Source organism: Bartonella elizabethae F9251 = ATCC 49927 (assembly GCF_000518165.1).
Lineage (GTDB): Bacteria > Pseudomonadota > Alphaproteobacteria > Rhizobiales > Rhizobiaceae > Bartonella > Bartonella elizabethae.
In genome coordinates, this window is the sequence record NZ_JADB01000010.1 from 1 (window position 1) to 22,658 (window position 22,658).

Genomic DNA, 22,658 nt, shown 5'->3' on the forward strand with positions numbered 1-22,658 from the left:
TATTGTCCATGTCTGTCGCTCCAGCGATGGTGTTTCACAATGAAATGCAAAGCGTGCGTTCGGGAAGAGGAATTCTAGATCACAGTAAAAAGAATACGGCTTTATGGAGCTATGCGATTAAAGCAAAAGAGAGCATTGCAACAGGGCATATAGATTTTAAGCTTGATCAGACAGGGATTGTTTTAGGGATCAATGGCTTAAGCGAGTGGGAGAATGGGGAGTTTTATATAGGGGGATTTGGCAGTTATGACCATGCTCGTATTGCACATGCACGGGGGGGCACCAGCGGTATCAATAGTTATGGCATTGGGGCTTATGTCACTTATTTAGATCACAGTGGATGGTATCTGGATGCTCTTTTAAAATATAATCATTATCAAAATACGCTGAAGGCGGTTTCCACGAATGGTTTGGGGATTGAAGGCAGTTATAAGCAATGGGCGGTTGGAACCTCTTTTGAAGCAGGTTATCGCCTTCAGACGTCTAAGAGCAGTTGGTTGCAGCCTTATGGACAATTTACTTGGTTGCAAGTTGAGGGAAAAGAAATCAAGTTATCGAATGACATGAGAGGTGATATACGTCCCTTCACTTCATTGCGCAGTGAGGTTGGTCTGTCTTTAGGGTATGAATTTGGCTCTGGCATGGCTTCTTCCTCACAGGCATATATTACAGCAGCATGGATGCGTGAGAATAAAGATGACAATCAAACGGTGATTAATGAACGCCATGCATTTACGAGCGATTTATCAGGTAATGCGGGTAAATTAGGGATAGGTTTGAGCAGTTTTGTGAGTGAGAAGTTAAAGTTATATGGAGAGGCTCATTATGTTAAAGGGCGTAAAACAAAACAGTCTCTTCAGGGAATTATAGGAGTACGCTATCATTTCTAATGATAGGGGTGTTTTTTAATTGATCTCAGTGTGTGAGGAAGTTTTCCAACCTAGATACGAACTATCTTGGTTTGTCTTCTTTAAAGAAGAAGGTTTTCATAAAAGGTGTTTATTTTTACATGTTGGTTTTTTCTTATAATGTTTATCGCTTAAATGGTAATTTTGATGGGAAGCATTTAGGAGTACAATAAGGAGTTCAACATTTACTGAGAGCTTGGTGTGCATCTTATGATGGGAGGGACAATTATAGGTGTATCTATTTTATTGAAGTCTTTTTTACACTTCATTCTATATATTTGCGAATTTGTGTAGATTTTTGCAAAGTCACTTGGCAAAGGACTGCCTGCTCGCTATAGAAACAGTCAGAGAATAATATCAATAAAATAAAGGTGAGTAAATGGCTTTAGAGCGTACTTTTTCGATGATTAAACCAGATGCAACACGTCGTAATTTGACAGGCGCAATTACCAAAATGCTTGAGGATGCCGGCTTGCGTGTTATTGCCTCTAAACGTGTGTGGATGAGCAAGCGTGAGGCTGAAAATTTTTATGCTGTTCATAAAGAACGCCCTTTTTTTAGCGAATTGGTTGAATTTATGTCTTCTGGTCCAACAATTGTACAGGTTTTGGAAGGAGAAAATGCAATAGCTAAAAACCGTGAAGTGATGGGTGCTACAAATCCTAGTGATGCAGAAGAGGGGACAATTCGTAAGGTTCATGCTTTGTCGATTGGTGAAAATTCTGTCCATGGATCTGATAGTACGGAAACGGCAAAAACAGAAATCGCTTTTTGGTTTTCTGAGAGAGAAATTGTTGGTTAATAAAAGCATAAATAAGAATTAAAAACCCAGAACAGTATGTTTTGGGTTTTTGCTTACAAGAATAGATCTCTTTGATAGATATGGAGATACATCGCTTTTTTCGCTTTTAATATTACAACTATTTTTTTGGGGAGAGAAAGCCTCTTTATTCTTTTCTTGAATGTCTTTTATCTGGACACCAACTTTTTTTGTGATGGGCAAAAGCAATGTTTTAATTGATTGATCATCGATAGATTTAAAATAAGTAGATTTATGGGTATCTTTTCTTGTTTAAGGTGCATAAAGATAAATGATCATTATAAATCAAGAGACAATTTCATGAGATGACATGTTTTAAACCTGCGCGAAAATAATCCCACCCTGTCCACAATGTAAGAAGGGCGGCAATCCAAAGCATAGTAATGCCAAATTCTACTGTGTAGGGAAAAACTTTATTACCTGCTGGTCCTGCTAAAAGAAAGATAATAGCGATCATTTGGACAAAAGTTTTCCACTTTGCAAGACGAGAGACTGGAACGCTCACTTTTAATTCAGCTAAATATTCACGTAATCCTGATACAAGAATTTCTCGGCAAAGAATGATAATGGCTGCCCATAGTGTCCATCCAGCGATGGTACTGTCTGCGGCAAGCAAGAGTAAGCATGCAGAGACGAGAAGTTTATCGGCAATTGGATCTAACATGCGACCAATATTGGATGTTTGTTCCCAAATACGGGCAAGATAACCATCAAGAAAATCAGTAATAGATGCAATGATAAAAATGGACACGGCAATCCAGCGTGCGATATCACTTGATTGGAGGCGTCCTTCTACAAAAAAGCATGCAACAACCATGGGGACTGCAACAATTCGTGCATAAGTTAAAAGATTCGGAAAAGAAAAAGTATGATTTTTCATAGAGTGATTTTCAATTCTTGTGAAGGAGAACATATTCTCTGAAAGTAACAAGGCTAAAGTGATGAAACAAGCCTATTTTTCATTAAAATGGTTATGAATTTTTTGTGCGATTGTAAGAGAGATTCCTGTCACTTTTTTCAAGTCTTCAAGTGAGGCACCAGCAACAGCCTTGGCACTTCCAAAATGATGAAGCAATGCACGTTTTCTTGACGGACCGATATTTTCGATTTCATCAAGTGGATTTTTGAATGTTGCTTTTTTTCGTTTTATTCTATGCGTTCCAATAGCAAAACGATGTGCTTCATCACGCAGACGTTGCAAAAAATAGAGGATAGGATCACGGGGGGGAAGTGTAAAAGGAGGAATACCTTTTATAAAAAATCGTTCACGTCCCGCATGACGGTCAACACCTTTGGCTATTCCAACAACGGTGATTAGGTTATTCAATTGTAATTCAGCAAGTATTGTATGCACACTGTTAATTTGTCCTTCACCCCCATCGATTAAGATAAGATCAGGCCAAATGGGAAAAAGATCATTCTCTTGATCTTGGTTGTCATGACTTTTATTAGGCAAATCATGCTCTTTGATAAGACGTGAAAATCTTCGTTTAATCACTTCTTTCATCATGCCAAAATCATCACCAGGCGTGATATCTGTTGAGCGAATGTTGAATTTGCGATATTGATTTTTAACAAATCCCATTTGACCAGCAACAATCATAGCCCCTACAGAATTTGTTCCCATAATATGAGAATTGTCGTAGACTTCTATACGGCGCGGAGGAAAAGGCAGTTGGAATGTTTCAGCAAGACCCTGAAGTAATTTTGTATGGGTAGCTGTTTCAGCGAGCTTATGTTCAAGTGCTTCATGAGCATTGAGAGAGGCATGGTTAACAAGCGTTTTTCGTTCACCTTGCTTGGGTAAAGAGAGAGACACTTTATGATTTGCTTTGAGACTCAATGCTTCTGTAAGAAGTGTTTTTTCTTCAATTTCTTCAGATAAAAGGATGCTTTTGGGTAAGGGTTTATCATCGTAAAATTGGGCAAGAAAACTCGCTAAAATTTCATTACGGGAAAAAGAGGGATCTGCTTTAGGAAAATAGGCACGGTTTCCCCAATTTTGCCCCATGCGAAAAAAGAACACTTGAATACAAGTCATTTCTTCCTTTTGAGCAATTGCAAAGACATCTGCTTCTTTTATCGTTTGAGGATTAATACCTTGATGGCTTTGTATGTGAGAAAGGGCTGATAAGCGATCACGATAGGAAGCGGCTTGTTCAAAATCAAGATTTTCTGCTGCTTTATGCATAGCTTGAATCATATCATTTTTAACTGATTGATCTTTTCCCGAAAGAAACGCTTTTGCGTCTTTCACCAGTTCTTTATAATCACTCTCACTAATTTCATAAGTACAAGGTGCAGAACATCGCTTAATTTGATAAAGCAAACAGGGACGCGTACGGTTTTCAAAAATTGCATCGGTACAGGTTCGTAATAAAAAAGCGCGTTGCAAAACATGAATTGTTTGTGTCACGGCACCAGCAGAAGCAAAAGGCCCAAAATAATGAGCTTTTTGTGTTCGAGCACCGCGATGTTTGTAAAGTGCAGGGGCTCGATGATCATCTGTAATCATGATATAAGGGAAGCTTTTATCATCACGGAGTAATACATTAAAATGTGGATGCAATCTTTTGATGAGATTGGCTTCTAAAAGGAGTGCTTCTGTTTCTGTATGGGTAACGATAAATTCCATATGATATGTTGCACGAATCATACGGGTAATACGATTATTGTGTCCTTTTTCACGTGCATAGTTTGAAACACGTTTTTTAAGATTACGAGCTTTGCCAACGTAGAGAATATCACCATTTTCACCAATCATTCGGTAAACTCCTGGCTTATGCGGAAGATGTTTAACAAATTCTTGTATGAATTTAACACCTTGGAATTGATTTTTCTCATTGCTTTGATTGGCATTGTTCCATGTAAGGTTAGAGAGAAAAGAAAGCTTTTCTCGTTCATTTTTCAGACAATTTGTATTATTTTTTAGGATCATTCCGTTTATCAAGAAATGCTTTTTGTTTAACGTATGAAATATTCTTTTTTATTGAATAACGATTATCTATGTCTTTAATAATTTTCGTCCACCAATAACATATTATAGCATAAAAGTGTGATTTTAGAGTTCCTATCTTTCATAAAAAAATATGAGAGTTGTTTATTTAAGACAGCTTTATGAAGGCGCCAATTGTTTCATTAAAAATGATTAGAAGAGGAAATCCATAATGATAGGAGGAGACATTTTCTAAAAGAAAAAACAATAAAGAATTAACATGTTGATTTATAAAGATAATTTATCGTTGTCAACATTGAATTAAACGCCTAAAAAGCGTATGATTCTTTCATTTCAAATCTATAGCATATTAAAAACCCTATCTCTTGCACGTTAAAAGCGAGGAGAGCTACGTGGTGTGAAACTGTACAAGAAAAGACTAAAAATTCCTCTTGTAAACCATCTCAAGTTCCAAGGGCTGCCGCAACATTGAGGGCTGAAGAATGTATGAAGGTACCAACCTGCTCTTTATATAAGGCTTAAAGAGGTTGGTGCAATAGCTTTATTATTCTATAATTCATGAAATCGTTATAAGCTTACCATTATTATATTATATGCTGATATTATCTAAAAAATAATAAAGGCTTGCGACCTTTGTATTTTACAAAAGGGTATTTTTTAGGGAAAACGTAAGAGCAAAGTCTAATTTAAATGTTCTTTTTGAAGCCACTTGTGCGTTATTTGAGCATTTTCATCTTGTCCAAGACGATTGATAAGAAAGGGACTGAGTTTTTTAATTTCGTTTTCCAAAAGGTAGGGAGGGTTGATAATAATCATTCCACTTCCATTCATTGTCGGTGAACTTGAATTTTTTCGGATACGCATTTCAAGCTGTAAAATTTTAGGAATCCCTGTTTGATAAAGCGCATCAAGAAAACTTTCAATTTCTTTGTCATGTTTAACAGGATACCATAAAGCATAGATTCCTCCAGAAAAACGGCGATAGGCTTTCATTAATCCCTCAATAAGGCGGGAAAATTCTCCAGTTTTTTCAAAGGGAGGGTCCACAAGGATAAACCCGCGTTTTTCTTTTGGTGGTAAATGAGCATTTAAGGAAAGCCAACCATCCAAATGCAGAACTTTTGTTTGATAATCGCCAGCAAAATTTTTTGCTAAAATATGATAATCTTCATTGTGCAATTCTATTGCGGTAAGGCGATCTTGTTTGCGTAATAATTGACGAATAAGAACAGGAGATCCAGGATAAAATACAATTTCTTCTTCTCCTTTATTGAGGGCATCAATGATATCACACCATGGATAAAGGAGAGCTCTTAAATCTTCAGGGATTGGCGTTGAAAAAATTCGTTGCACACCTTCGCGCCACTCTCCTGTTTTATGGGCTTCTAAAGAAGAGAGGTCATAAATACCGATACCAGCATGCGTATCTATAACGCGAAAAGCTTTTTCTTTGCGTTTGAGATACTCTACAATACGCATGACAATAATGTGTTTAAAAACATCAGCAAAATTGCCAGCATGGTAAATATGCCGATAATTCATGGGAAAAACTCTATCATATGGATAACTGTATCAGGTTATTAGCATAGAATAATAGAATTGATATCCATAAAAATTTTCTTGTGGAAATTAAATAAGCCCCTCATTAAAAAATGATACACATAAAATATGGATGTCACGGGAGCCTTATTTCATTGGGATTTTAAACCTTTTATATGAAAGTTGGACACGAAGAGGGCAAACATTTCAATGGAAGCTCTTTATTGAATAAAGATGAAAGCGAGCATCATCATATTCCTATATATTGCGACTTATTTTCTAGGTCTAGGACAATTAAGCTGGTCTAGAAGAGCATTTAAGAGTTTTTATCTCTCTATGCTAACCTTGCTTGTAATGTGCAAATGAATAATTCTTATAAATTAATGTATTATTTTACGCGTTAATAAAACATATTCTCAGATATGATCACGCCTACAAATGTTGTCTCATACACATTTTGAGTGAGTCTATATTACGATATTACACCTAAATATTTAGAAAAATGTGCGGTTGTATCTTTTAAAAATTTGGCTGATTAATTGACGACGATCACTCTTCTTCCATTAAAAAGCATGTGATTTCTTTTAAGTTGAGAAAAAAATATATAAATAGGATACAATATTTGATAAATTCTTCAGAGGTAGCATGAATAAGTCAGATAAAAAGCATAGAGTAGAGATTAATGGGTAATATTTTTTCACCAACACATTTAATTATAATTTTATTGCTTATTTTTTTGCTTTTCGGACGTGGTAAAATTTCTGAATTAATGGGCGATGTTGCTAAGGGAATTAAAGCCTTTAAAAAGAATATGAAGGAAGAAGAGGGAGGCATTGAGGATAACGTTGAAATGGTTGCTTCTTCCCAAATCATTGATGGAGAATCTCAACCATCTCAGCCGTTATCAGTAAAACATGTAGCAACACGCAGAAAGACTCCCTCTCACTCTAAAAGAGGAAAGGCATCTGTTGCTAAAAAACAGCGTGTCAAATAATAAACGTATTAAATAACAAAAATGTCATCATCATTGTGCATTATTTTTTATGAGGAAGTCGAGTATAAGCAATGTTTGGGATTGATGGACCAGAGCTTGTCGTGATCTTACTTGTTCTCATCATTGTCGTTGGACCGAAAGATTTACCTAAAATACTCAAGACAATCGCAAGGGTAAGAGCTTATATGCATTCAACAGCAAATGAACTTCGTCACCAGTTTGATGATGTAATAAAACAAATTGAGCACGATGATTTGCAAAAAACATGTTCGGATATGAACGATTCAAGCGAGAAGTTGGCAGAAACTTTTGATTGCATTCAAAATACAATAGAGGGTATTCACGATAATTTGGATATTAAGGCAATTCACTATAAATCAGAAAAAGATAAAGAACTTTTGGCATGTGATCAAAAAGCAATCAAGAAAGATAGGACAGTCTCTCGTGCTTCTCATCACCTTGAAAGCGTTTCTATTGCTTCTAAAGATAAAAAAGATGTGTCATGAATGTAAAAAAAGATGAAGTTGATGCCAATATGGTACCACTTTTAGAACATTTAATTGAACTTCGTCAGCGAATTATTTGGGTTTTGGTTGCATTTATGATCGCTTTTATGATGTGTTTTCTTGTTAAAGATTATATCTTGAATTTTTTACTATGGCCGTATCAATGGGCAATGAAAATAGCAGGAGGGTATCCTGAGAATATTCGTTTGCAATCAACGCAGGTATGGGAAACTTTTTTAACAAAGATGAAACTTGCTGTTTTTGGAGGAATTATTTTATCTTTTCCCTATACAGCTTTTCAATTCTATAGTTTTATTGCACCAGGGCTTTATAAAAATGAGCGCAGGGCTTTTTTGCCTTTTCTCATTGGTGGTCCTATTTTATTTTGTATTGGAGGAGCGTTTGTTTATGCTCTATTGGCGCCAATAATACTATGGTTTAGCCTTTCTCAACAATTTCTTCCAGATGCTCAATTAAAGATAGAGTTTGTCGTGCGTATTTCTGATTATTTGGGCTTTATGACGTCGTTTATCCTCATTTTTGGTTTGATTTTTCAATTGCCTCTTGTCATCAGTCTTTTAACAAAAGTTAGACTTTTAACGTCTTATGATTTGGTGTCTAAACGAAAATGGGCTATTCTGCTCTCTTTTATTATTGCAGCAATGATAACGCCGTCGGATTTTTTTACGATGTTTGCAGTAGCTTTACCAACGATAGCGCTTTATGAGGTCTCAATTTTAATGGCTTATGGTATAGAAAAGAGAAGAAAATCCACTTAAGAAAAGTGTATATTTTATGCGATGAGAAATGAATAAAACCAATATAGAATAAAAACAATATAAATGAGGAATTTTAATGCTTGATATTAAGTGGATTCGTGAAAATCCTGAAGAATTAGATAAAGCACTTGTAAGGAGAGGCCTTGAGCCACAAGCCGAAAGGTTAATACAACTTGATCTTGCACGCCGATCCCATGTTGCTAAGGTACAATTAGCACAGGAACGTCGCAATGCGATTTCAAAGGAAATAGGACAAGCTTTAGCTACATCTGATCAGCAAATGGCTGAACGGCTTAGAGCTGAAGTTGAAGAGCTTAAAGTCTTTCTTTCTTCTGCAACAACGGAAGAAAAAGAGTTGACGGAAAGTCTTGAAAAAATTCTTTCAGCACTTCCCAATATTCCATTAGATGATGTTCCAGAAGGTAAAGATGAAAGTGATAATGTCGTCATTCGACATTTTGGAACACCTCCAACCTTTAATTTTACACCAAAGGAGCATTTTGATCTTGGTCAAGATCTCAAGCAGATGAATTTTGAGCGAGCTAGTCGTTTATCTGGAACACGTTTTACAGTGCTTTCAGGGGCGTTAGCACGGCTAGAACGAGCATTGGGACAATTTATGCTTGATGTGCATGTTAATGAGCATGGTTATACAGAAGTTTCTGTGCCTCTTCTTGTTCGTGATGAGATTGTTTACGGAGCAGCCCAATTGCCGAAGTTTGCTGAAGATCTGTTTCAAACAACAGATGGCCGATGGCTTATTTCCACAGCAGAAGTGCCATTAACGAACTTGGTCAACGATGAAATTCTTGAAATATCAGATTTGCCACTGCGATTTTCTTCTTTATCTCCTTGTTTTCGTTCAGAAGCGGGAGCGGCTGGTCGTGATACACGCGGTATGTTGCGTCAGCACCAATTTTGGAAGGTAGAAATGGTTTCGATTACCAGTGAAGAGCAGTCTCTTATTGAATTGGAACGTATGACGGAATGTGCAGAAGATATCTTAAAACGACTAGGTCTGCCTTTTCGCACAGTGGTTCTTTCTACGGGGGATATGGGGTTTGCAGCACGTAAAACTTATGACATCGAGGTTTGGCTTCCTGGCCAAGAATGTTATCGTGAAATTTCTAGTTGTTCCGTTTGTGGGGACTTTCAAGGTCGTCGTATGAACGCTCGCTATCGTAAAGAAGGCGATAAGAAATTGCATTTTGTTCATAGCCTTAATGGTTCTGGTACGGCTGTTGGCCGCTGTCTTATTGCTGTGCTTGAAAATTATCAACAGGCTGATGGGTCAATTATTGTTCCAGATGTTTTACAACCCTATATGGGAGGCATGCGTTGTATTATTGCTTAATTTGGGGAAAGGAAAAACAATATGCGTTTATTGCAAAGAGGGAATGCTATACAAACGCAAGAGGTTTTGCCATTCTAAAAGAAGTAGTTTGTAGGGACAATAAAAGTGCATCTCCATTAGAGAGTGAATAATACTATGGAGCAAAAGGGTATTTTGCAATTTCGTGAGGAGTTGGCTGCTCTTGTACTGAAAATGCGTAGCAAAGGCATTGATGACGTGCGATTTTTTTCGGCATTAGAGAAAATTCCACGTCAACAATTTGTTTCTGCTCCGTGGTTTAATAGTGCTTATGATAATAAAGTTATTCCTATAGAGTGTGGGGAATATATGGAACGTTTGGAAGAACAGCTCTTGATTCTTTCAGCACTATCATTGAAAAAAAAGCATCGTGTCTTAGAAATTGGTACAGGCTCTGGCTTTTGTACTGCTCTTATGGCATGTTTGAGTGATCGTGTGACAACGGTTGATCGTTATAAAACGCTTGTTGATTTAGCACGCCAAAAATTCCAAAGTTTGGATATTGAAAATATTGTTATACGCCAGTGTGATGGAAGTCATAATGTGGCAGGTTTGGGATCATTTGATCGCATTCTTATTTGGCCATCACGTTCTGATGAACCCAAGGAATTTTTAGAACTTTTAGCTGAGAATGGAATTCTCATTCAGGCGATAGGACCTGATGAAGGGGTACAAACGGTGACGCGCTATACAAAAATTGGGAGTCGATTTGAGTGTCTAGAACTGTTTCAAGTGCGTTATCAACCTTTTATTAAAGGTATTGCGGAGAGACTTTAATTTTTAAAGTTTAAGAAATAGCGCAAATTATTTCACTTTTTTATTTTCCATTAAATTCATTTTGATCTTAATTAAAGATATTTATGAATAAAGCATCACATTTTAACCCTTCGGTAATTTAAAAAAGCTTTAATGGAGTAAGTTGAGTATTGATGAGTGAGCAAAACGATGTGTTTAAAAGCTTTGGATAATATTTTCCGGCATAATTTTCAGAGAATAACTTTTTTAGCGGTGGTAACGATTGTTGCTGGTTGTAGTTCTGGTTCACAACGTTTTTCCAATATTGTCTCTCATCATAGGGTATCATCTCAATCAAATATAGCGAACTCTATGTCTTCAGATCCGGGAATGCTATCGTATGGCGGAGAAATGATACAAAGCACTGAATTGCCCCCTGTAGAACCAAGTGATGATTCGTGGATTGATGATAATTCTCCACAGCAAGATAGGGGAGCTCCTTCTAATGGTCGTGTTATGGGGGCTCCTCCACGTAACCTTGGAACACTTTCCCGTTCACAAATGGATAGCTCTCCTATTTTTCGGCAGAACTCTTATATTGTCCAGAGTGGAGATACACTACTCAGTATTGCACGACAAGTAGGGGTTAGTGTTGAGGCGTTAAAATCAGCAAATGGTATAAACAGCAATTCCATTTATATTGGTCAGGTTCTTGTACTTCCAAGCAGACGTGCATTAGCAACTTCAAAAGTGCCCAGTTATAACGATTTGGCAGTGTCAAAAGCAGAATCTTCATTCCAATCTCAAATGACGTCTTCTACAAAGCATAAGAAGGCTTCACCTATATATAAAGCTCCTGTAACAACGCCACCTTCTACACAGGTGAACAGATCAAATTCTGAAAAAAATTCTTCTAAACAGATGATGCAATTGAATCATGAATCTGATTTATCAAGTACCGTTACACGTACAGATAATATTAAGACGCCGCAAGCCACAGGGATTTCTAAGATGCGTTGGCCGGTACGAGGGCGTTTATTAAGCCAGTTTGGTCAAAAAAAAGGAACCATAATGAATCGAGGAATAGACATTGCTGTACCTGAAGGATCATCGGTAAAGGCGGCGGAAAATGGTGTCGTTATTTACGCGGGAGATGGATTAAAAGAGTTGGGTAATGTTGTTATGATTCGACATGAAAATAATATTATCACTATTTATGGATGTAATAGTCAGCTTGTTGTTAACAAAGGCCAAAGAATAAGACGCGGTGATGAGATTGCGAAGTCGGGTGTTTCAGGAAATGTTAAAACGCCACGTGTTTATTTTGAGATGCGTAAAAATTCGTTACCAGTTGATCCTCTTAAATATTTAGAAAACTAAGGGATTGATGACATTAAATTTAAATAATCTTATAATTTATAGAAATTTCATGAAAACAATTTATTTTCTTAAATCAATAGCACTCATAAGAACCTTTTAAATTTTCTAAAGCTTCTACTTTCGGTGCTAATTCTGCAATAACATGATATTTCTGTTCAATTTGCTCTTGTAGATGATTCAAGACACTAAGCAATGTTTGAGGAGTCGAATAATCAATCTGTTATGTTCCTTCTTTTTTTAAAGCCGATCTCATTTGATAAAGTATTGACGTGTTTCATGGATTTATCATTACGCTCGATCATCGAAAGATATTAGCACATGTCTAACGTAATAAGTTAGCAAAAAGTCATTGGTTTAGAAGAGCAGTTTGTTGGGGAGCATTAGAGATGATCATCTTTATGTTTATGAAGCATAAGACAAAGAGCATCATACGATTTGCCAGCACCCAGCATTCGCAATACTCTTGCATTTGAGAGGGGCATGAGAAAAGATATTTGACTTCTTATCATAAAGAGTTTTTATCTTTATGTTCATTTCACAGGTGTGATGGGCAAGAAAATTTTTTGATGAATTCAAAGGGTTTGAAATGAGAGCGTTTTTTAGTATTGAGCTCTATCATTCGACATTAGAAAATAATGAATTATCTCTCTAAATTAAAGTTTTTCCATTAGAAAAATTGTTTTATCTCATCTCTTGAGTAAGAGAAAAGGATTCTAGTGGAGGATATATAATAGAGAAAAATAAATCTGTTTTTTAAAATTTTTTCTTATTGTATTCTGTCTCTTAAGGATTTATTGCATTTTCATAAAGCTGGTATTACGTTATATCATTATCACTTTTTATAATAAATTCTTGAGGAATTTTTTCTGAATCGGAGTTTTATTTTAAGAGAGTGGGAAATACCTGAAGTTTAACTATAGGAGATAAAAATGTCTATTACGAACGCTTATGCTCAAAGTGCAGGCGATGTTTCCAGTGGAATTTCATTTGTTAACGCTATCCCATTCATTTTAATTTTTGCAATTATGTATTTTTTTGCCATTCGCCCACAGCGCGCCCAAATGAAAAAACGGCAGGAGATGCTTAATGCAGTACGTCGTGGTGATACAGTTATAACAGGTGGTGGTATTATCGGCAAGGTTACGAAGGTTCACGACGAGAGTGGTGAACTAGAGGTTGAAATTGGTGAGAATATGAATATTCGTGTTGTTCGTTCAACATTAGCGGATGTATGTGTTAAAGGTCAGCCGATTGCAGAAAAAAAATCAAAACTTAATGCTAAAACAAAAACACCACAAAAGTCTAAGTCTAAAAAGACTGTGAGAGGAAATGTGAGTATCTCTAAAGAGGAAAAAACTGTATCAAAGGAAAATAAGGAAAATGCATCTTAAAGTGTAAGTGCGATTTATACCATTTTAAAAAGTATTTTTATAAAAAATATCGAAATATAAAGGCAATTTCATTAGGAGGAATGTTTTTTATAGTCACGACAGAAAGTGGTGTCTTTGTTTTCTGTAGACTATTAAAATTGTTGCTTTATTTATAGGATATCACGACAAGTTTTCCTGTCTTTTAAGCAATGCAATCATTTCCATCAAAGAGAAGTTTTTTATCTTTGTGGTAACTAATCAGAAGAATTCTTAAAAGCTAGATAAGTATAGCATTTAATCGCAGTTTATTGCTAAATTTTCATATATTTGTTGTATGATCCGATCAAAATTTTATAGTAAAATCTCTACCTCAATATTCTGAAGGGCTAGGGTTAACATATCACTATTTGTATTGCCGTTAACTTTTATGATGAGAAGTAAAAGACAAGAGGGGTTTTAAAAATAAAAGGTGCTTATTTATGTCCGATGCCATACAAATTCGTGAAGCACATTTTCCGAGTCGTGCGCCTATTGATGCTTATGGAAATGGTGGATTTCGTTTTGCTGATATGTCACATAGAGGTTCTATTATTTGTGTCCCATCAGGAATTTATGGCATTGATATGGCAGGACCTCTTCCCACTCAAGGGAATCTATCTCGTGTTTTAGAAGAGGCAAATGAGATTGAAGTTTTATTAATAGGGACTGGAAATGAATTATTACGATTACCCGAAGAGTTACGAGTTCTTTTATGGGAAAAGCGTATTTCATCAGATACAATGAGTACAGGAGCAGCGGTGCGTACATTTAATGTTTTATTGGCTGAAGATCGCGCTGTTGCGGCATTATTATTTGCGGTAGAATAAAGCATGGTTTAATAAAATAAATGCCCTTGTCTAGCATAGAGGACAAAGGTAATTATTTTTCTATACCGTAAAATGCCGTCGTCATTTAAGGCGGTGATATAAGGAACGTAAAATATACATAACTTCATACATTAAGTGTATTTTAATACAGCAGCAAGTTATTCAGAACAGGCCTAGCTTATAGGGACTAGTATATCACATAAGTGATAAGCCTCTGGCACTTGAAGCGATTTATAGGCGGGATTGTTTAAAAAACATCTACACATCCGCTCTGTGTGTCACGGGAAAGGGAATAGGTTTGAAGTGAGAGAACGATATGATCTTAGGGTTTCTAATTCAACAGGCAAAACGATAAAGTATTATTATCAACTAATTCCTTATGAGCAATAGCAACTTATCAAAAACAATTGGATTTTTGCCAGACTGGTGCGGAGCAAAATCTTTGCTTCTTATAAAAGAGAAGAGGTCAATCATTTGATGAAGTTTTTATAATCAGTTATTTTCTATAAAAGTTTATTGTCATCTATTCAGTTAAAGAGAGTTTTGCGTTGTTTGTTGTCATAAGTTTCATTACGCATGTTACGGTTCATTTTTAGCTGTTTTTATGACAAATGAAAGTTTCAGCTTATAAGATAAATTTTATCAAAAAAATGATTAATTTAATTTTTAATTTTAAAAATCTTATTCTCTGAGCCGTATTTCCTTATCTCTCATTTTTTAATATGAATAAAAAGAGAATATTAATTGAATGGCTAAAAAAGGGACGTTAATAGGTTCATAGAATGATAAGTTCTCTTCCTTATTGTCTTGATATTTTACGTACCATAGATCGTGATCGCTATATATCGGTTTTATTTGCACCTAAAAAAAAGCGCAAAGCATTGGCTGCTCTCTACGCATTTAATGCTGAGATTTCTCGTATTCGCGAAAGTGTTCATGATCCTCTCATCGGAGAAATACGATTACGCTGGTGGTATGATTCTATCGCGCACGGTGAAATGCAAACGAGTGGAAATCATCCAATTTTGAATGATTTGTTGACAGCAATGACTCTTTTTAATTTACCTAAGACAGCTTTTTTACGGTATTGTGATGCACAAATTTTAGATCTTTATCACACCCCACTAGAAACCCTTCATGATCTCGAGCATTATTGTGGTGAGACGGCAAGTATAATTTTACAGCTTTCTTGTCAGATATTAAATCCTGATGCCACACAAGATTTTACAGATACCTATAAACATGGAGGAATTGCTCAAGGATTAAGTGGTGTATTGCGCCTTTTATCTTTCATGCAATCACACTATCACTATTACTTACCTACTGATATGCTGCAGGCTGTAGGGGTGAATAGGAAGGATTTGGATTCTCATCGTCTCAGTGATCAACAAAAGAACCGTATTGTAGAAGCTATGGTCGCATTATCACGTGATCATTATCGCAAACTTTACGCGTCTTCTCATGCTATACCTAGAGCTCTTAAACCAGCTTTTCTTCCATTGGTCATTATACCCGCTTCTCTTCAAAAGGCTCTACAGCTAGGGGCTGCAATTTTTCAAGAAAGTGCAACTTTGCCATTGATACATCGCTATTGGTTGATAACAAGAGCGGCACTAAGCGGTCATTTTCCAAAGATATTATAAAATAATATGACTACATTAGAATTAAGCTGATTTTTTCATATTGAAGATAAAAAGAGATACTGCAATATCAAACCATTTCCTTGTTATAAAAAACGTTGATATAATTCTTTCTATGAACGCAAAAGAATAAGAAATTTTACGATCTGTAAAATACGCCGTGTTTTCTCATCACTAAATTGTTTTATTTAGTGTATCGGATATGTGAGAAACCGATAAGACAAAATATGAGATAAAGCTTAATCCATTTCTTTGTTTGATGAAGAACTTTTGATATTGAGTACTCTGACGGTATTGGTCGGGTCTTATTTGCAAATGAAAGATAATTTTTTATGAGAAAAGTTATTTTAACTTCCAAGCATTTAAAAAACGCTCATTTTTGAAAAGTTAAAGTTATGAATCTGTAATTGATGATTGCTATGATATATAAAAATATTAATTTATCATGAGAGTTTATTTTTTCCATATTGAATGAGAGCGTTGAATAAATAAAGATTTTCTCATTTTAAATCACGTTTATAATGAATATTAAAATAGTTTTTTCATATCATAAGTTGAGTGTGTCAATGAAAATCATTGAAGAAAGAAGCAATACGCACCTTATGAACGAATATTAAGAGTAGCAATATGACAAGCTGTAAATGTAATGACAAGAAGCATGACATTTATAGCTGAATTAGCGACACCCCTTACAACCTTTGGATAGATAATATTATTTCTAAATGTGTTGAAAAAAACAGACACTACATATCCATCACCTATTTTCTCGCAAATCCATAAATGCACTGACTTGCGAGAGCGTTAATTGTAATGCCGTTCTTAATCCTTTTTATTGGAGAGTATTAAAGATCTGATTATAATTTTTGCTATTAATTTCCGAAGGATGTTCTTGGTTGGCAATTTGTAGGATTTCTAGCTTAAGATCTTCTCTTATCATCATATCTATATTGGCCCGAACCTCAGGTGAAAGAGTATGAGGCGTGATATCTTTAGGCATCGTTACAGATTTTATTTGATAAACGATACGGTTTGTTGCAACCGGACCTTTTATGATGCCATAATGACCTTGGGGACCAGAAAATAACGTTTTAATCCCTTCAACACCAAGAACTTCAGAGGGATCTTGACGCCGGAGAAGGGTCGTTGTTTGTTTTGTAACACCAAGTGTCTGAGCAAGGGCAACAAAACTTTTTCCTTCCATAAGCTGTTTGAGAGCATTTTGGGCTTTTTCATCAAGAAGGCGTTGGATCTCCTCATTTTTCCATTGAGAAAGAACATCTATCTTAGCTTCTTCTAGTGTTTTATCGCGGGCAGGAATAATTTTATCGACTTTATACCAGAGATACCCACCATTTTGAAAAGAGAGAGGATCAAGATCGACGCCTTCATTTGATTGATAGATAGCATTTAGTAAAGTATCTTTTTGAGGCAAATCCGTGAGGACTGTACCTTCAAGCGTTTTGCCTGTTTTATCAAGGGTAATTGTGCGCAGAGTTAATTTGTACTGGTCCGCAAGCTCTTTAAAAGAAGCGCCTTCAAAACGAGCATTTTCAATGGATACATAATTGCTCCGGATCTCATTAGCAGCACGATTTTTAGCAAGAGTTTGGCGAATATTTTCTTCTACATTTTCAAAAGGAAGAGAGCTTGAAGGTTCGATATGTGTGACGCGAACGAGAACAGGTCCCTGTAAATCATTTATTACAGGACTGATTTGTCCTTGTGGGAGTCCAAAAACTTCAGATGCAAGATGATTAGGAAGTTCATTTTCTGTAAGAGGCCCTTTTTTTATATCATTAAGAGTCTTTTTTTCAGTTTTTACCAGTTCATCAAAACTCAATCCATCGGCTATTTTTTTTGCTGCTTTATCGGCTTCTTCGCGGGTGGGGAATCGTAGTTCTTCGAATGTGCGCTTTTCAGGCGTTACAAAACGTGAAGCATTTTGGGTATAGTAGGCTTTTGCCTCATCTGTTGAGATATCTTTAGGTTTTACGAAATCATTAAGTTCCATAGATAGCAAAGAGACAGTACGGTATTCTGGAGTGCGAAATTCACTTTGATGTGTTTCAAACCATTTTTGTAGTGTTTCGTGATCAGGATCAGCAATCGTTTGCTTTTCTTTTAGATCAATAATGAGATAATCAGCACTCCGCATTTCTCCTTGATAAAGAGCAAGTGCTTTATAAAAGAGATCGGGTGTTTTCATGTCAGAGAGTAAAGCTGCAATAAGTTGGTTACGCTTTTCTTGTTTGGTATAATAATTAAGAAAAGCACTTTCACTGATACGTAAATGCTGAAGATAGTTATAAAATAAATTTTTATCAAATGTACCATTTATCTGGAACATCTTATCAGAACCAATCGTACGGGCGATGGTATCTTTTGAAAGACTTATTTTCATTTTACGGACTTGTTCATCAAGCAGTACATTTTGTTGCAATTGATTAAACACAAAAGCAGGAATTTGGTATTGCTGCATTTCATTTGGGGTAAACATTCGCCCAAGATGAGCAGCCTGTGCTAAACGTGCGCTTTGATCGGCAAGTGCGAGACGATAATCATCGATCGTTACGATAGAATTTCCAGAAGTAATAAGATCTCTTTCGCTTTTTGTGTGTAAGTGTGGTATCCCCCATAAAAGAATGAAGCATAAGAGTAAAATAGCAAGGAAAACTCTGAAAATCCAAGAATTTGTAGCACTTCTTATGACGTCAAGCATTGTTCAATTCCATTTTAAACATAAGTTATTATCAAATTAGTAATGGAATTTGCAATAAAGAGACGAAAGATGCAAGCTTTTAAAGACTTGCTTTCGTTTTATAATTTGATACTACAAATAAATGAAGTATTATAAGAGCTCTTGAGGTGAAGATATGTCTCGAAATATTCGGCCTTTTCTTGCTGGAAATTGGAAAATGAATGGAACGAGAGAATCGCTTGGAGAGTTACGTGCTATTGCTACAGGCGTTAGCTCTGATCTCAATCATCTATTTGAAGCGCTTATTTGTCTTCCAGCAACGCTTTTATCGCCTGCTTCTGATACGCTGGATGGTGCAAATCTCCTTTTAGGAGGGCAAGATTGTCATTTTGATGATCATGGTCCTTATACGGGAGATATTTCAGCTTTTATGCTTAAAGAAGCCGGAGCAAGTCACGTTATTCTTGGGCATTCAGAGCGTCGTACAGTGTATCAGGAAAATGATGCAATTGTCTGTGCCAAAGTGCAAGCAGCATGGCGCGCAGGTCTTGTGGCGCTTGTGTGTATTGGTGAAACATTGGAGGAGCGCAACAATAATGAAGTCCTAAATGTCCTTACGCAGCAGCTTGAAGGATCTTTACCAGATGATACAACAGCAGAGAATACCATTATCGCTTATGAACCTGTTTGGGCGATAGGTACTGGCAATACGGCAACTTCAGAAGATATTGCAAAAGTGCATCATTTTATTCGTGATGAGATGCGCTCTCGTTTTGGTGATCAAGGCAATAAGATACGTTTGCTTTATGGTGGATCCGTAAAGCCATCCAATGCTTTTGAGCTTTTAAGCATTCCTCATGTTAATGGGGCCTTGATCGGCGGAGCTAGCTTAAAAGCCATTGATTTTTTAACGATTTGCGATGTTTGTCGTAAATTATAACAGAGAAATTTGAGTTCCCTCTTGGATTGTGTGTTATTTATGTGTAAATAGCTATAAAAGAGTTATTGGAAGAGCAGGGTTTATGCAAACAGTACTTATTGTTATTCATTTATTGATTGTGATTACTTTGGTTGGAGTTATCTTAATCCAACCTTCAGAAGGCGGTGGGCTCGGTGTGAGTAATAGCTCAGGGCTGATGAGAACCCGTGGATCTCGAAATCCTTTAACACGGTTGACAGCTATTTTAGCCTGTTGCTTTTTTGTTGTGTCCATTGGACTTACTGTTGTGGGAAGTATATCAAATTCGAGCTCTGATATTTTAAAGCGTATACCGGTTAATTCAGAGCAGAATTCTACCAATAAAGGTTCAGAATCAATCCCATCATCAGATGATAAATCTTCCCCTTCTATTCTTGAACAGCTAGGAGGTCCTTCCGATTCTCCGCAGGAACAAAAATCGCTTAAAAATCCTGAAGCGGAAACCCCAGTTCCGCCGGTTCTTGAAAACACAGTTCCGGATCATAATACAAAATAGTTCTTTAAAGAAAATATAGATTTTTAAAAAGGTGATTTTTTCACCTTTTTTATTTTAGAGGAAAAATTGCTTCTTTTTTCATTTTTTGCTGGAAAAATCATAATAAATTGCTTATCACCATAAGCCCATGGCACGTTATGTTTTTATTACTGGTGGTGTGGTTTCTTCCCTTGGAAAAGGCATCGCAGCGGCGGCGTTAGCAGCGTTATTACAGGCTCGTGGCTATCGTGTACGCCTTCGCAAACTTGATCCCTATTTAAATGTTGATCCAGGGACAATGTCTCCTTATCAACATGGTGAAGTATTTGTGACTGATGATGGTGCGGAAACGGATCTTGATCTTGGTCATTATGAGCGCTTTACGGGGCATTCTGCAAATAGCCAAGATAATATTACAACAGGGCGTATTTATCGCAATATCATTGAACGAGAACGGCGGGGTGATTATTTGGGGGCAACAGTTCAAGTTATTCCGCATGTTACAGATGAAATTAAGCGATTCATTACAACGGGAAATGAAGAGTTTGATTTTGTTTTATGTGAAATAGGTGGAACAGTTGGTGATATCGAAGCCATGCCTTTTCTTGAAGCGATTCGACAGCTTGGTAATGAGCTCTCTCGACAAAATGTTGTTTATGTCCATCTTACATTAATGCCTTATATCCCCTCGGCAGGTGAATTAAAAACGAAGCCAACACAACATTCTGTCAAAGAATTGCAATCAATTGGTATTTCTCCTGATATTTTGCTTGTGCGTGCAGATCGGCCTATTCCAGAAACAGAGCGATGCAAATTATCACTTTTTTGCAATGTTCGCGCCAAAGCGGTCATTCAGGCATTAGATATGCCAACAATTTATGATGTTCCCATGGCCTATCATAAAGAGGGTTTAGACTCTGAAGTTCTTCGCGCTTTTGGAATCGATACGTCCCCTCCACCTCAGATGGATCGGTGGGAAGATATTACACATCGCATTCACCACCCTGAAGGAGAAGTTACGATTGCTGTTGTAGGAAAATATACGGGCTTAAAGGATGCTTATAAATCTCTTATCGAAGCGATTGCACATGGTGGTTTAGCGAATAAAGTGAAAGTTAATATTGAGTGGATTGATTCGCAACTTCTTGAAAAAGAAGATTCCATTTCAACTTTACAAAAAGTGCATGGAATTTTGGTTCCTGGGGCTTTTGGTGCTCGAGGAGCAGAAGGAAAAATTCGAGCAATTCAATTTGCACGAGAGCGTAAAGTTCCATTTTTAGGGATTTGTTTTGGTATGCAATTGGCTTGTATAGAAGCTGCACGCAATATTGCACAGATTGAGAATGCATCATCAAGTGAATTTTGCGAAACAGAAAATCCAATTGTAGGTTTAATGACCGAATGGCTCAAAGGTGATGTTCTTGAAAAACGGGCAAGAAATGGCGACCTTGGTGGATCCATGCGCCTTGGTGCTTTTGCTGCTGAATTAAAAGAAGAAAGTCATATTGCTCAAATTTATGGGATGACAAAGATTGTTGAACGACATCGTCATCGTTATGAGGTCAATATTGATTATAAAGACAGGCTAGAGCAGTGTGGTTTGATTTTTTCTGGTATGTCTCCCGATGGCATTTTGCCGGAAACAATAGAATATGCAGATCATCCGTGGTTTATTGGTGTTCAATATCATCCAGAACTAAAATCACGCCCTTTCGAACCCCATCCACTTTTTGCTTCTTTTATTGAAGCTGCTGTAGAACAAAGTCGATTAGTTTAAGGTATAATTTTTCTTTTGAGGGATAAAATGACAAAACCAAATGCCCAAGTAAAAGTTGGAAATGTTATTTTTTCAAATGAAATGCCCCTTTCATTAATTGCAGGGCCGTGTCAGATGGAAAGTCGTGATCATGCTTTTGAAATGGCTGGTTGTATTAAAACAATTGCCGATCAGCTTGGTATCGGGTTTGTTTATAAATCAAGTTATGATAAAGCCAACCGTACCTCTTTGAGTGCAGCACGGGGCATTGGTCTTGAAAAAGCAATGGTCATTTTCTCTGATTTAAAAAAAGAGTTTGATTGTCCCATATTGACTGATGTGCATACCGAAGAGCAATGTAGCATTGTTTCTTCTACGGTTGATATTTTGCAAATACCCGCTTTTTTATGTCGTCAAACAGATCTTTTGATTGCTGCCGCCAAAACAGGGTGTGTTATTAATATTAAAAAAGGGCAGTTTTTAGCACCGTGGGATATGGAGAATGTTTTAAAAAAAGTTGTTCACAGTGGTAATCCCAATGTTATGCTTTGTGAGCGCGGTACATCATTTGGCTATAACCGACTTATTTCGGATATGCGTTCGTTGCCTATTTTGCGTTCATTTGGGGCGCCTGTTATTTTTGATGCAACACACTCTGTTCAAGAACCTGGAGGGCAAGGGGCTTCATCTGGTGGACAGCGTCAATTTGTTGAAGTATTAGCGCGTGCGGCTGTTTCTGTTGGGGTTGCCGGTATTTTTTTAGAAACACATCAAGATCCAGACCATGCCCCTTCTGATGGCCCCAATATGGTTAAAATTGATGATTTACAAAGATTGCTTGAGACTTTAATGGAATTTGATCATTTGTCAAAAAAATTGAATTAA

At 36.6% G+C, this 22,658-nt stretch carries 19 protein-coding genes and 1 pseudogene; 15 read left to right on the top strand and 5 right to left on the bottom strand.

The genetic code is table 11. The annotated features are described in order from the left end of the window. Positions 1–890: autotransporter outer membrane beta-barrel domain-containing protein (locus T429_RS0106880; protein WP_026500928.1), on the top strand; the 890-nt coding region annotated here is incomplete at its 5' end. A gap of 397 nt (positions 891–1,287) precedes the next feature. After that, entirely contained in the window at positions 1,288–1,710 is a 423-nt protein-coding gene (ndk, locus tag T429_RS0106885) for a nucleoside-diphosphate kinase (protein ID WP_005773719.1), read from the top strand. A gap of 316 nt (positions 1,711–2,026) precedes the next feature. Here the strand turns inward: ndk and pgsA are convergent, their stop codons facing one another. The 3 genes from pgsA to T429_RS0106900 all read right to left on the bottom strand — a co-directional run bounded on the left by pgsA (position 2,027) and on the right by T429_RS0106900 (position 6,226). Further along, entirely contained in the window at positions 2,027–2,608 is a 582-nt protein-coding gene (gene pgsA / locus T429_RS0106890; RefSeq protein ID WP_005773717.1) for a CDP-diacylglycerol--glycerol-3-phosphate 3-phosphatidyltransferase, read from the bottom strand. A gap of 72 nt (positions 2,609–2,680) precedes the next feature. Beyond that, positions 2,681–4,666: an excinuclease ABC subunit UvrC gene (uvrC, locus tag T429_RS0106895; protein ID WP_005773716.1), complete on the bottom strand. Its 1,986-nt coding sequence runs from the start codon at positions 4,664–4,666 to the stop codon at positions 2,681–2,683. A 699-nt stretch (positions 4,667–5,365) separates the two neighbouring features. Further along, entirely contained in the window at positions 5,366–6,226 is an 861-nt protein-coding gene (locus T429_RS0106900) for a 23S rRNA (adenine(2030)-N(6))-methyltransferase RlmJ (RefSeq protein WP_005773715.1), read from the bottom strand. 679 nt (positions 6,227–6,905) lie between these two features. Between T429_RS0106900 and tatA the strand changes: the two genes are divergently transcribed. From tatA to T429_RS0106930, 6 genes are all read left to right on the top strand, one after another. Next, the gene (gene tatA / locus T429_RS0106905; RefSeq protein WP_005773713.1) at positions 6,906–7,217 is read left to right on the top strand and encodes a twin-arginine translocase TatA/TatE family subunit; all 312 of its coding nucleotides are present in this window, start codon (positions 6,906–6,908) and stop codon (positions 7,215–7,217) included. A gap of 71 nt (positions 7,218–7,288) precedes the next feature. Then, a complete protein-coding gene (locus T429_RS0106910; protein WP_005773712.1) occupies positions 7,289–7,723 on the top strand; it encodes a Sec-independent protein translocase family protein in 435 nt (144 codons plus the stop codon). Beyond that, complete coding sequence (gene tatC / locus T429_RS0106915; protein ID WP_005773711.1) at positions 7,720–8,502, top strand: twin-arginine translocase subunit TatC; 783 nt, start codon at positions 7,720–7,722, stop codon at positions 8,500–8,502. The genes T429_RS0106910 and tatC overlap by 4 nt, the downstream gene beginning before the upstream one ends. Positions 8,503–8,578: 76 nt before the next feature. Continuing rightward, the gene (gene serS / locus T429_RS0106920) at positions 8,579–9,856 is read left to right on the top strand and encodes a serine--tRNA ligase (protein WP_005773710.1); all 1,278 of its coding nucleotides are present in this window, start codon (positions 8,579–8,581) and stop codon (positions 9,854–9,856) included. Between the two features lie 135 nt (positions 9,857–9,991). Next, on the top strand, positions 9,992–10,651 hold the full coding sequence (locus T429_RS0106925) for a protein-L-isoaspartate(D-aspartate) O-methyltransferase (protein WP_005773709.1): 660 nt from the start codon (positions 9,992–9,994) through the stop codon (positions 10,649–10,651). A gap of 168 nt (positions 10,652–10,819) precedes the next feature. Further along, positions 10,820–11,989, top strand: coding sequence for a M23 family metallopeptidase (locus T429_RS0106930; protein ID WP_005773708.1), 1,170 nt, complete (start codon positions 10,820–10,822; stop codon positions 11,987–11,989). Between the two features lie 88 nt (positions 11,990–12,077). Here T429_RS0106930 and T429_RS11295 read toward each other — a convergent pair. Beyond that, positions 12,078–12,209: pseudogene (locus T429_RS11295) on the bottom strand (antA/AntB antirepressor family protein); the annotation flags it as partial. 709 nt (positions 12,210–12,918) lie between these two features. On the opposite strand from T429_RS11295, the gene yajC reads away from it, so the two are divergent. From yajC to T429_RS0106950, 3 genes are all read left to right on the top strand, one after another. Then, entirely contained in the window at positions 12,919–13,380 is a 462-nt protein-coding gene (gene yajC, locus T429_RS0106940) for a preprotein translocase subunit YajC (protein ID WP_005773707.1), read from the top strand. Between the two features lie 458 nt (positions 13,381–13,838). After that, entirely contained in the window at positions 13,839–14,225 is a 387-nt protein-coding gene (locus T429_RS0106945) for an Mth938-like domain-containing protein (protein WP_005773706.1), read from the top strand. A gap of 782 nt (positions 14,226–15,007) precedes the next feature. Continuing rightward, entirely contained in the window at positions 15,008–15,868 is an 861-nt protein-coding gene (locus tag T429_RS0106950) for a phytoene/squalene synthase family protein (protein WP_005773705.1), read from the top strand. Between the two features lie 826 nt (positions 15,869–16,694). Here the strand turns inward: T429_RS0106950 and T429_RS0106955 are convergent. Then, the gene (locus tag T429_RS0106955) at positions 16,695–18,584 is read right to left on the bottom strand and encodes a peptidyl-prolyl cis-trans isomerase (protein WP_005773703.1); all 1,890 of its coding nucleotides are present in this window, start codon (positions 18,582–18,584) and stop codon (positions 16,695–16,697) included. A 154-nt stretch (positions 18,585–18,738) separates the two neighbouring features. On the opposite strand from T429_RS0106955, the gene tpiA reads away from it, so the two are divergent. The 4 genes from tpiA (at position 18,739) to kdsA (ending at position 22,658) form a co-directional block, all read left to right on the top strand. Then, the gene (gene tpiA / locus T429_RS0106960; RefSeq protein WP_005773702.1) at positions 18,739–19,503 is read left to right on the top strand and encodes a triose-phosphate isomerase; all 765 of its coding nucleotides are present in this window, start codon (positions 18,739–18,741) and stop codon (positions 19,501–19,503) included. 82 nt (positions 19,504–19,585) lie between these two features. Beyond that, positions 19,586–20,038 carry a preprotein translocase subunit SecG gene (secG, locus tag T429_RS0106965; protein WP_005773701.1) on the top strand — a complete coding sequence of 151 codons (453 nt, stop codon included), beginning with the start codon at positions 19,586–19,588 and terminating at the stop codon, positions 20,036–20,038. A 127-nt stretch (positions 20,039–20,165) separates the two neighbouring features. After that, positions 20,166–21,794, top strand: a complete 1,629-nt coding sequence (locus T429_RS0106970; RefSeq protein WP_005773700.1) for a CTP synthase — start codon at positions 20,166–20,168, stop codon at positions 21,792–21,794. Between the two features lie 27 nt (positions 21,795–21,821). Next, positions 21,822–22,658 (top strand): 3-deoxy-8-phosphooctulonate synthase, encoded by an 837-nt coding sequence (gene kdsA, locus T429_RS0106975; RefSeq protein ID WP_005773699.1) that lies wholly within the window; start codon positions 21,822–21,824, stop codon positions 22,656–22,658.

Bases quoted from the DNA above. Each gene is read 5' to 3' on its own strand.
- pgsA (WP_005773717.1), bottom strand. From the start codon at position 2,608: ATGAAAAATCATACTTTTTCTTTTCCGAATCTTTTAACTTATGCACGA.
- kdsA (WP_005773699.1), top strand. From the start codon at position 21,822: ATGACAAAACCAAATGCCCAAGTAAAAGTTGGAAATGTTATTTTTTCA.
- secG (WP_005773701.1), top strand. From the start codon at position 19,586: ATGCAAACAGTACTTATTGTTATTCATTTATTGATTGTGATTACTTTG.
- T429_RS0106930 (WP_005773708.1), top strand. From the start codon at position 10,820: ATGTGTTTAAAAGCTTTGGATAATATTTTCCGGCATAATTTTCAGAGA.
- T429_RS0106970 (WP_005773700.1), top strand. From the start codon at position 20,166: ATGGCACGTTATGTTTTTATTACTGGTGGTGTGGTTTCTTCCCTTGGA.
- T429_RS0106945 (WP_005773706.1), top strand. From the start codon at position 13,839: ATGTCCGATGCCATACAAATTCGTGAAGCACATTTTCCGAGTCGTGCG.
- T429_RS0106955 (WP_005773703.1), bottom strand. From the start codon at position 18,584: ATGCTTGACGTCATAAGAAGTGCTACAAATTCTTGGATTTTCAGAGTT.
- T429_RS0106900 (WP_005773715.1), bottom strand. From the start codon at position 6,226: ATGAATTATCGGCATATTTACCATGCTGGCAATTTTGCTGATGTTTTT.
- tatC (WP_005773711.1), top strand. From the start codon at position 7,720: ATGAATGTAAAAAAAGATGAAGTTGATGCCAATATGGTACCACTTTTA.
- uvrC (WP_005773716.1), bottom strand. From the start codon at position 4,666: ATGATCCTAAAAAATAATACAAATTGTCTGAAAAATGAACGAGAAAAG.
- T429_RS0106950 (WP_005773705.1), top strand. From the start codon at position 15,008: ATGATAAGTTCTCTTCCTTATTGTCTTGATATTTTACGTACCATAGAT.
- yajC (WP_005773707.1), top strand. From the start codon at position 12,919: ATGTCTATTACGAACGCTTATGCTCAAAGTGCAGGCGATGTTTCCAGT.
- tatA (WP_005773713.1), top strand. From the start codon at position 6,906: ATGGGTAATATTTTTTCACCAACACATTTAATTATAATTTTATTGCTT.
- T429_RS0106910 (WP_005773712.1), top strand. From the start codon at position 7,289: ATGTTTGGGATTGATGGACCAGAGCTTGTCGTGATCTTACTTGTTCTC.
- T429_RS0106925 (WP_005773709.1), top strand. From the start codon at position 9,992: ATGGAGCAAAAGGGTATTTTGCAATTTCGTGAGGAGTTGGCTGCTCTT.
- ndk (WP_005773719.1), top strand. From the start codon at position 1,288: ATGGCTTTAGAGCGTACTTTTTCGATGATTAAACCAGATGCAACACGT.
- serS (WP_005773710.1), top strand. From the start codon at position 8,579: ATGCTTGATATTAAGTGGATTCGTGAAAATCCTGAAGAATTAGATAAA.
- tpiA (WP_005773702.1), top strand. From the start codon at position 18,739: ATGTCTCGAAATATTCGGCCTTTTCTTGCTGGAAATTGGAAAATGAAT.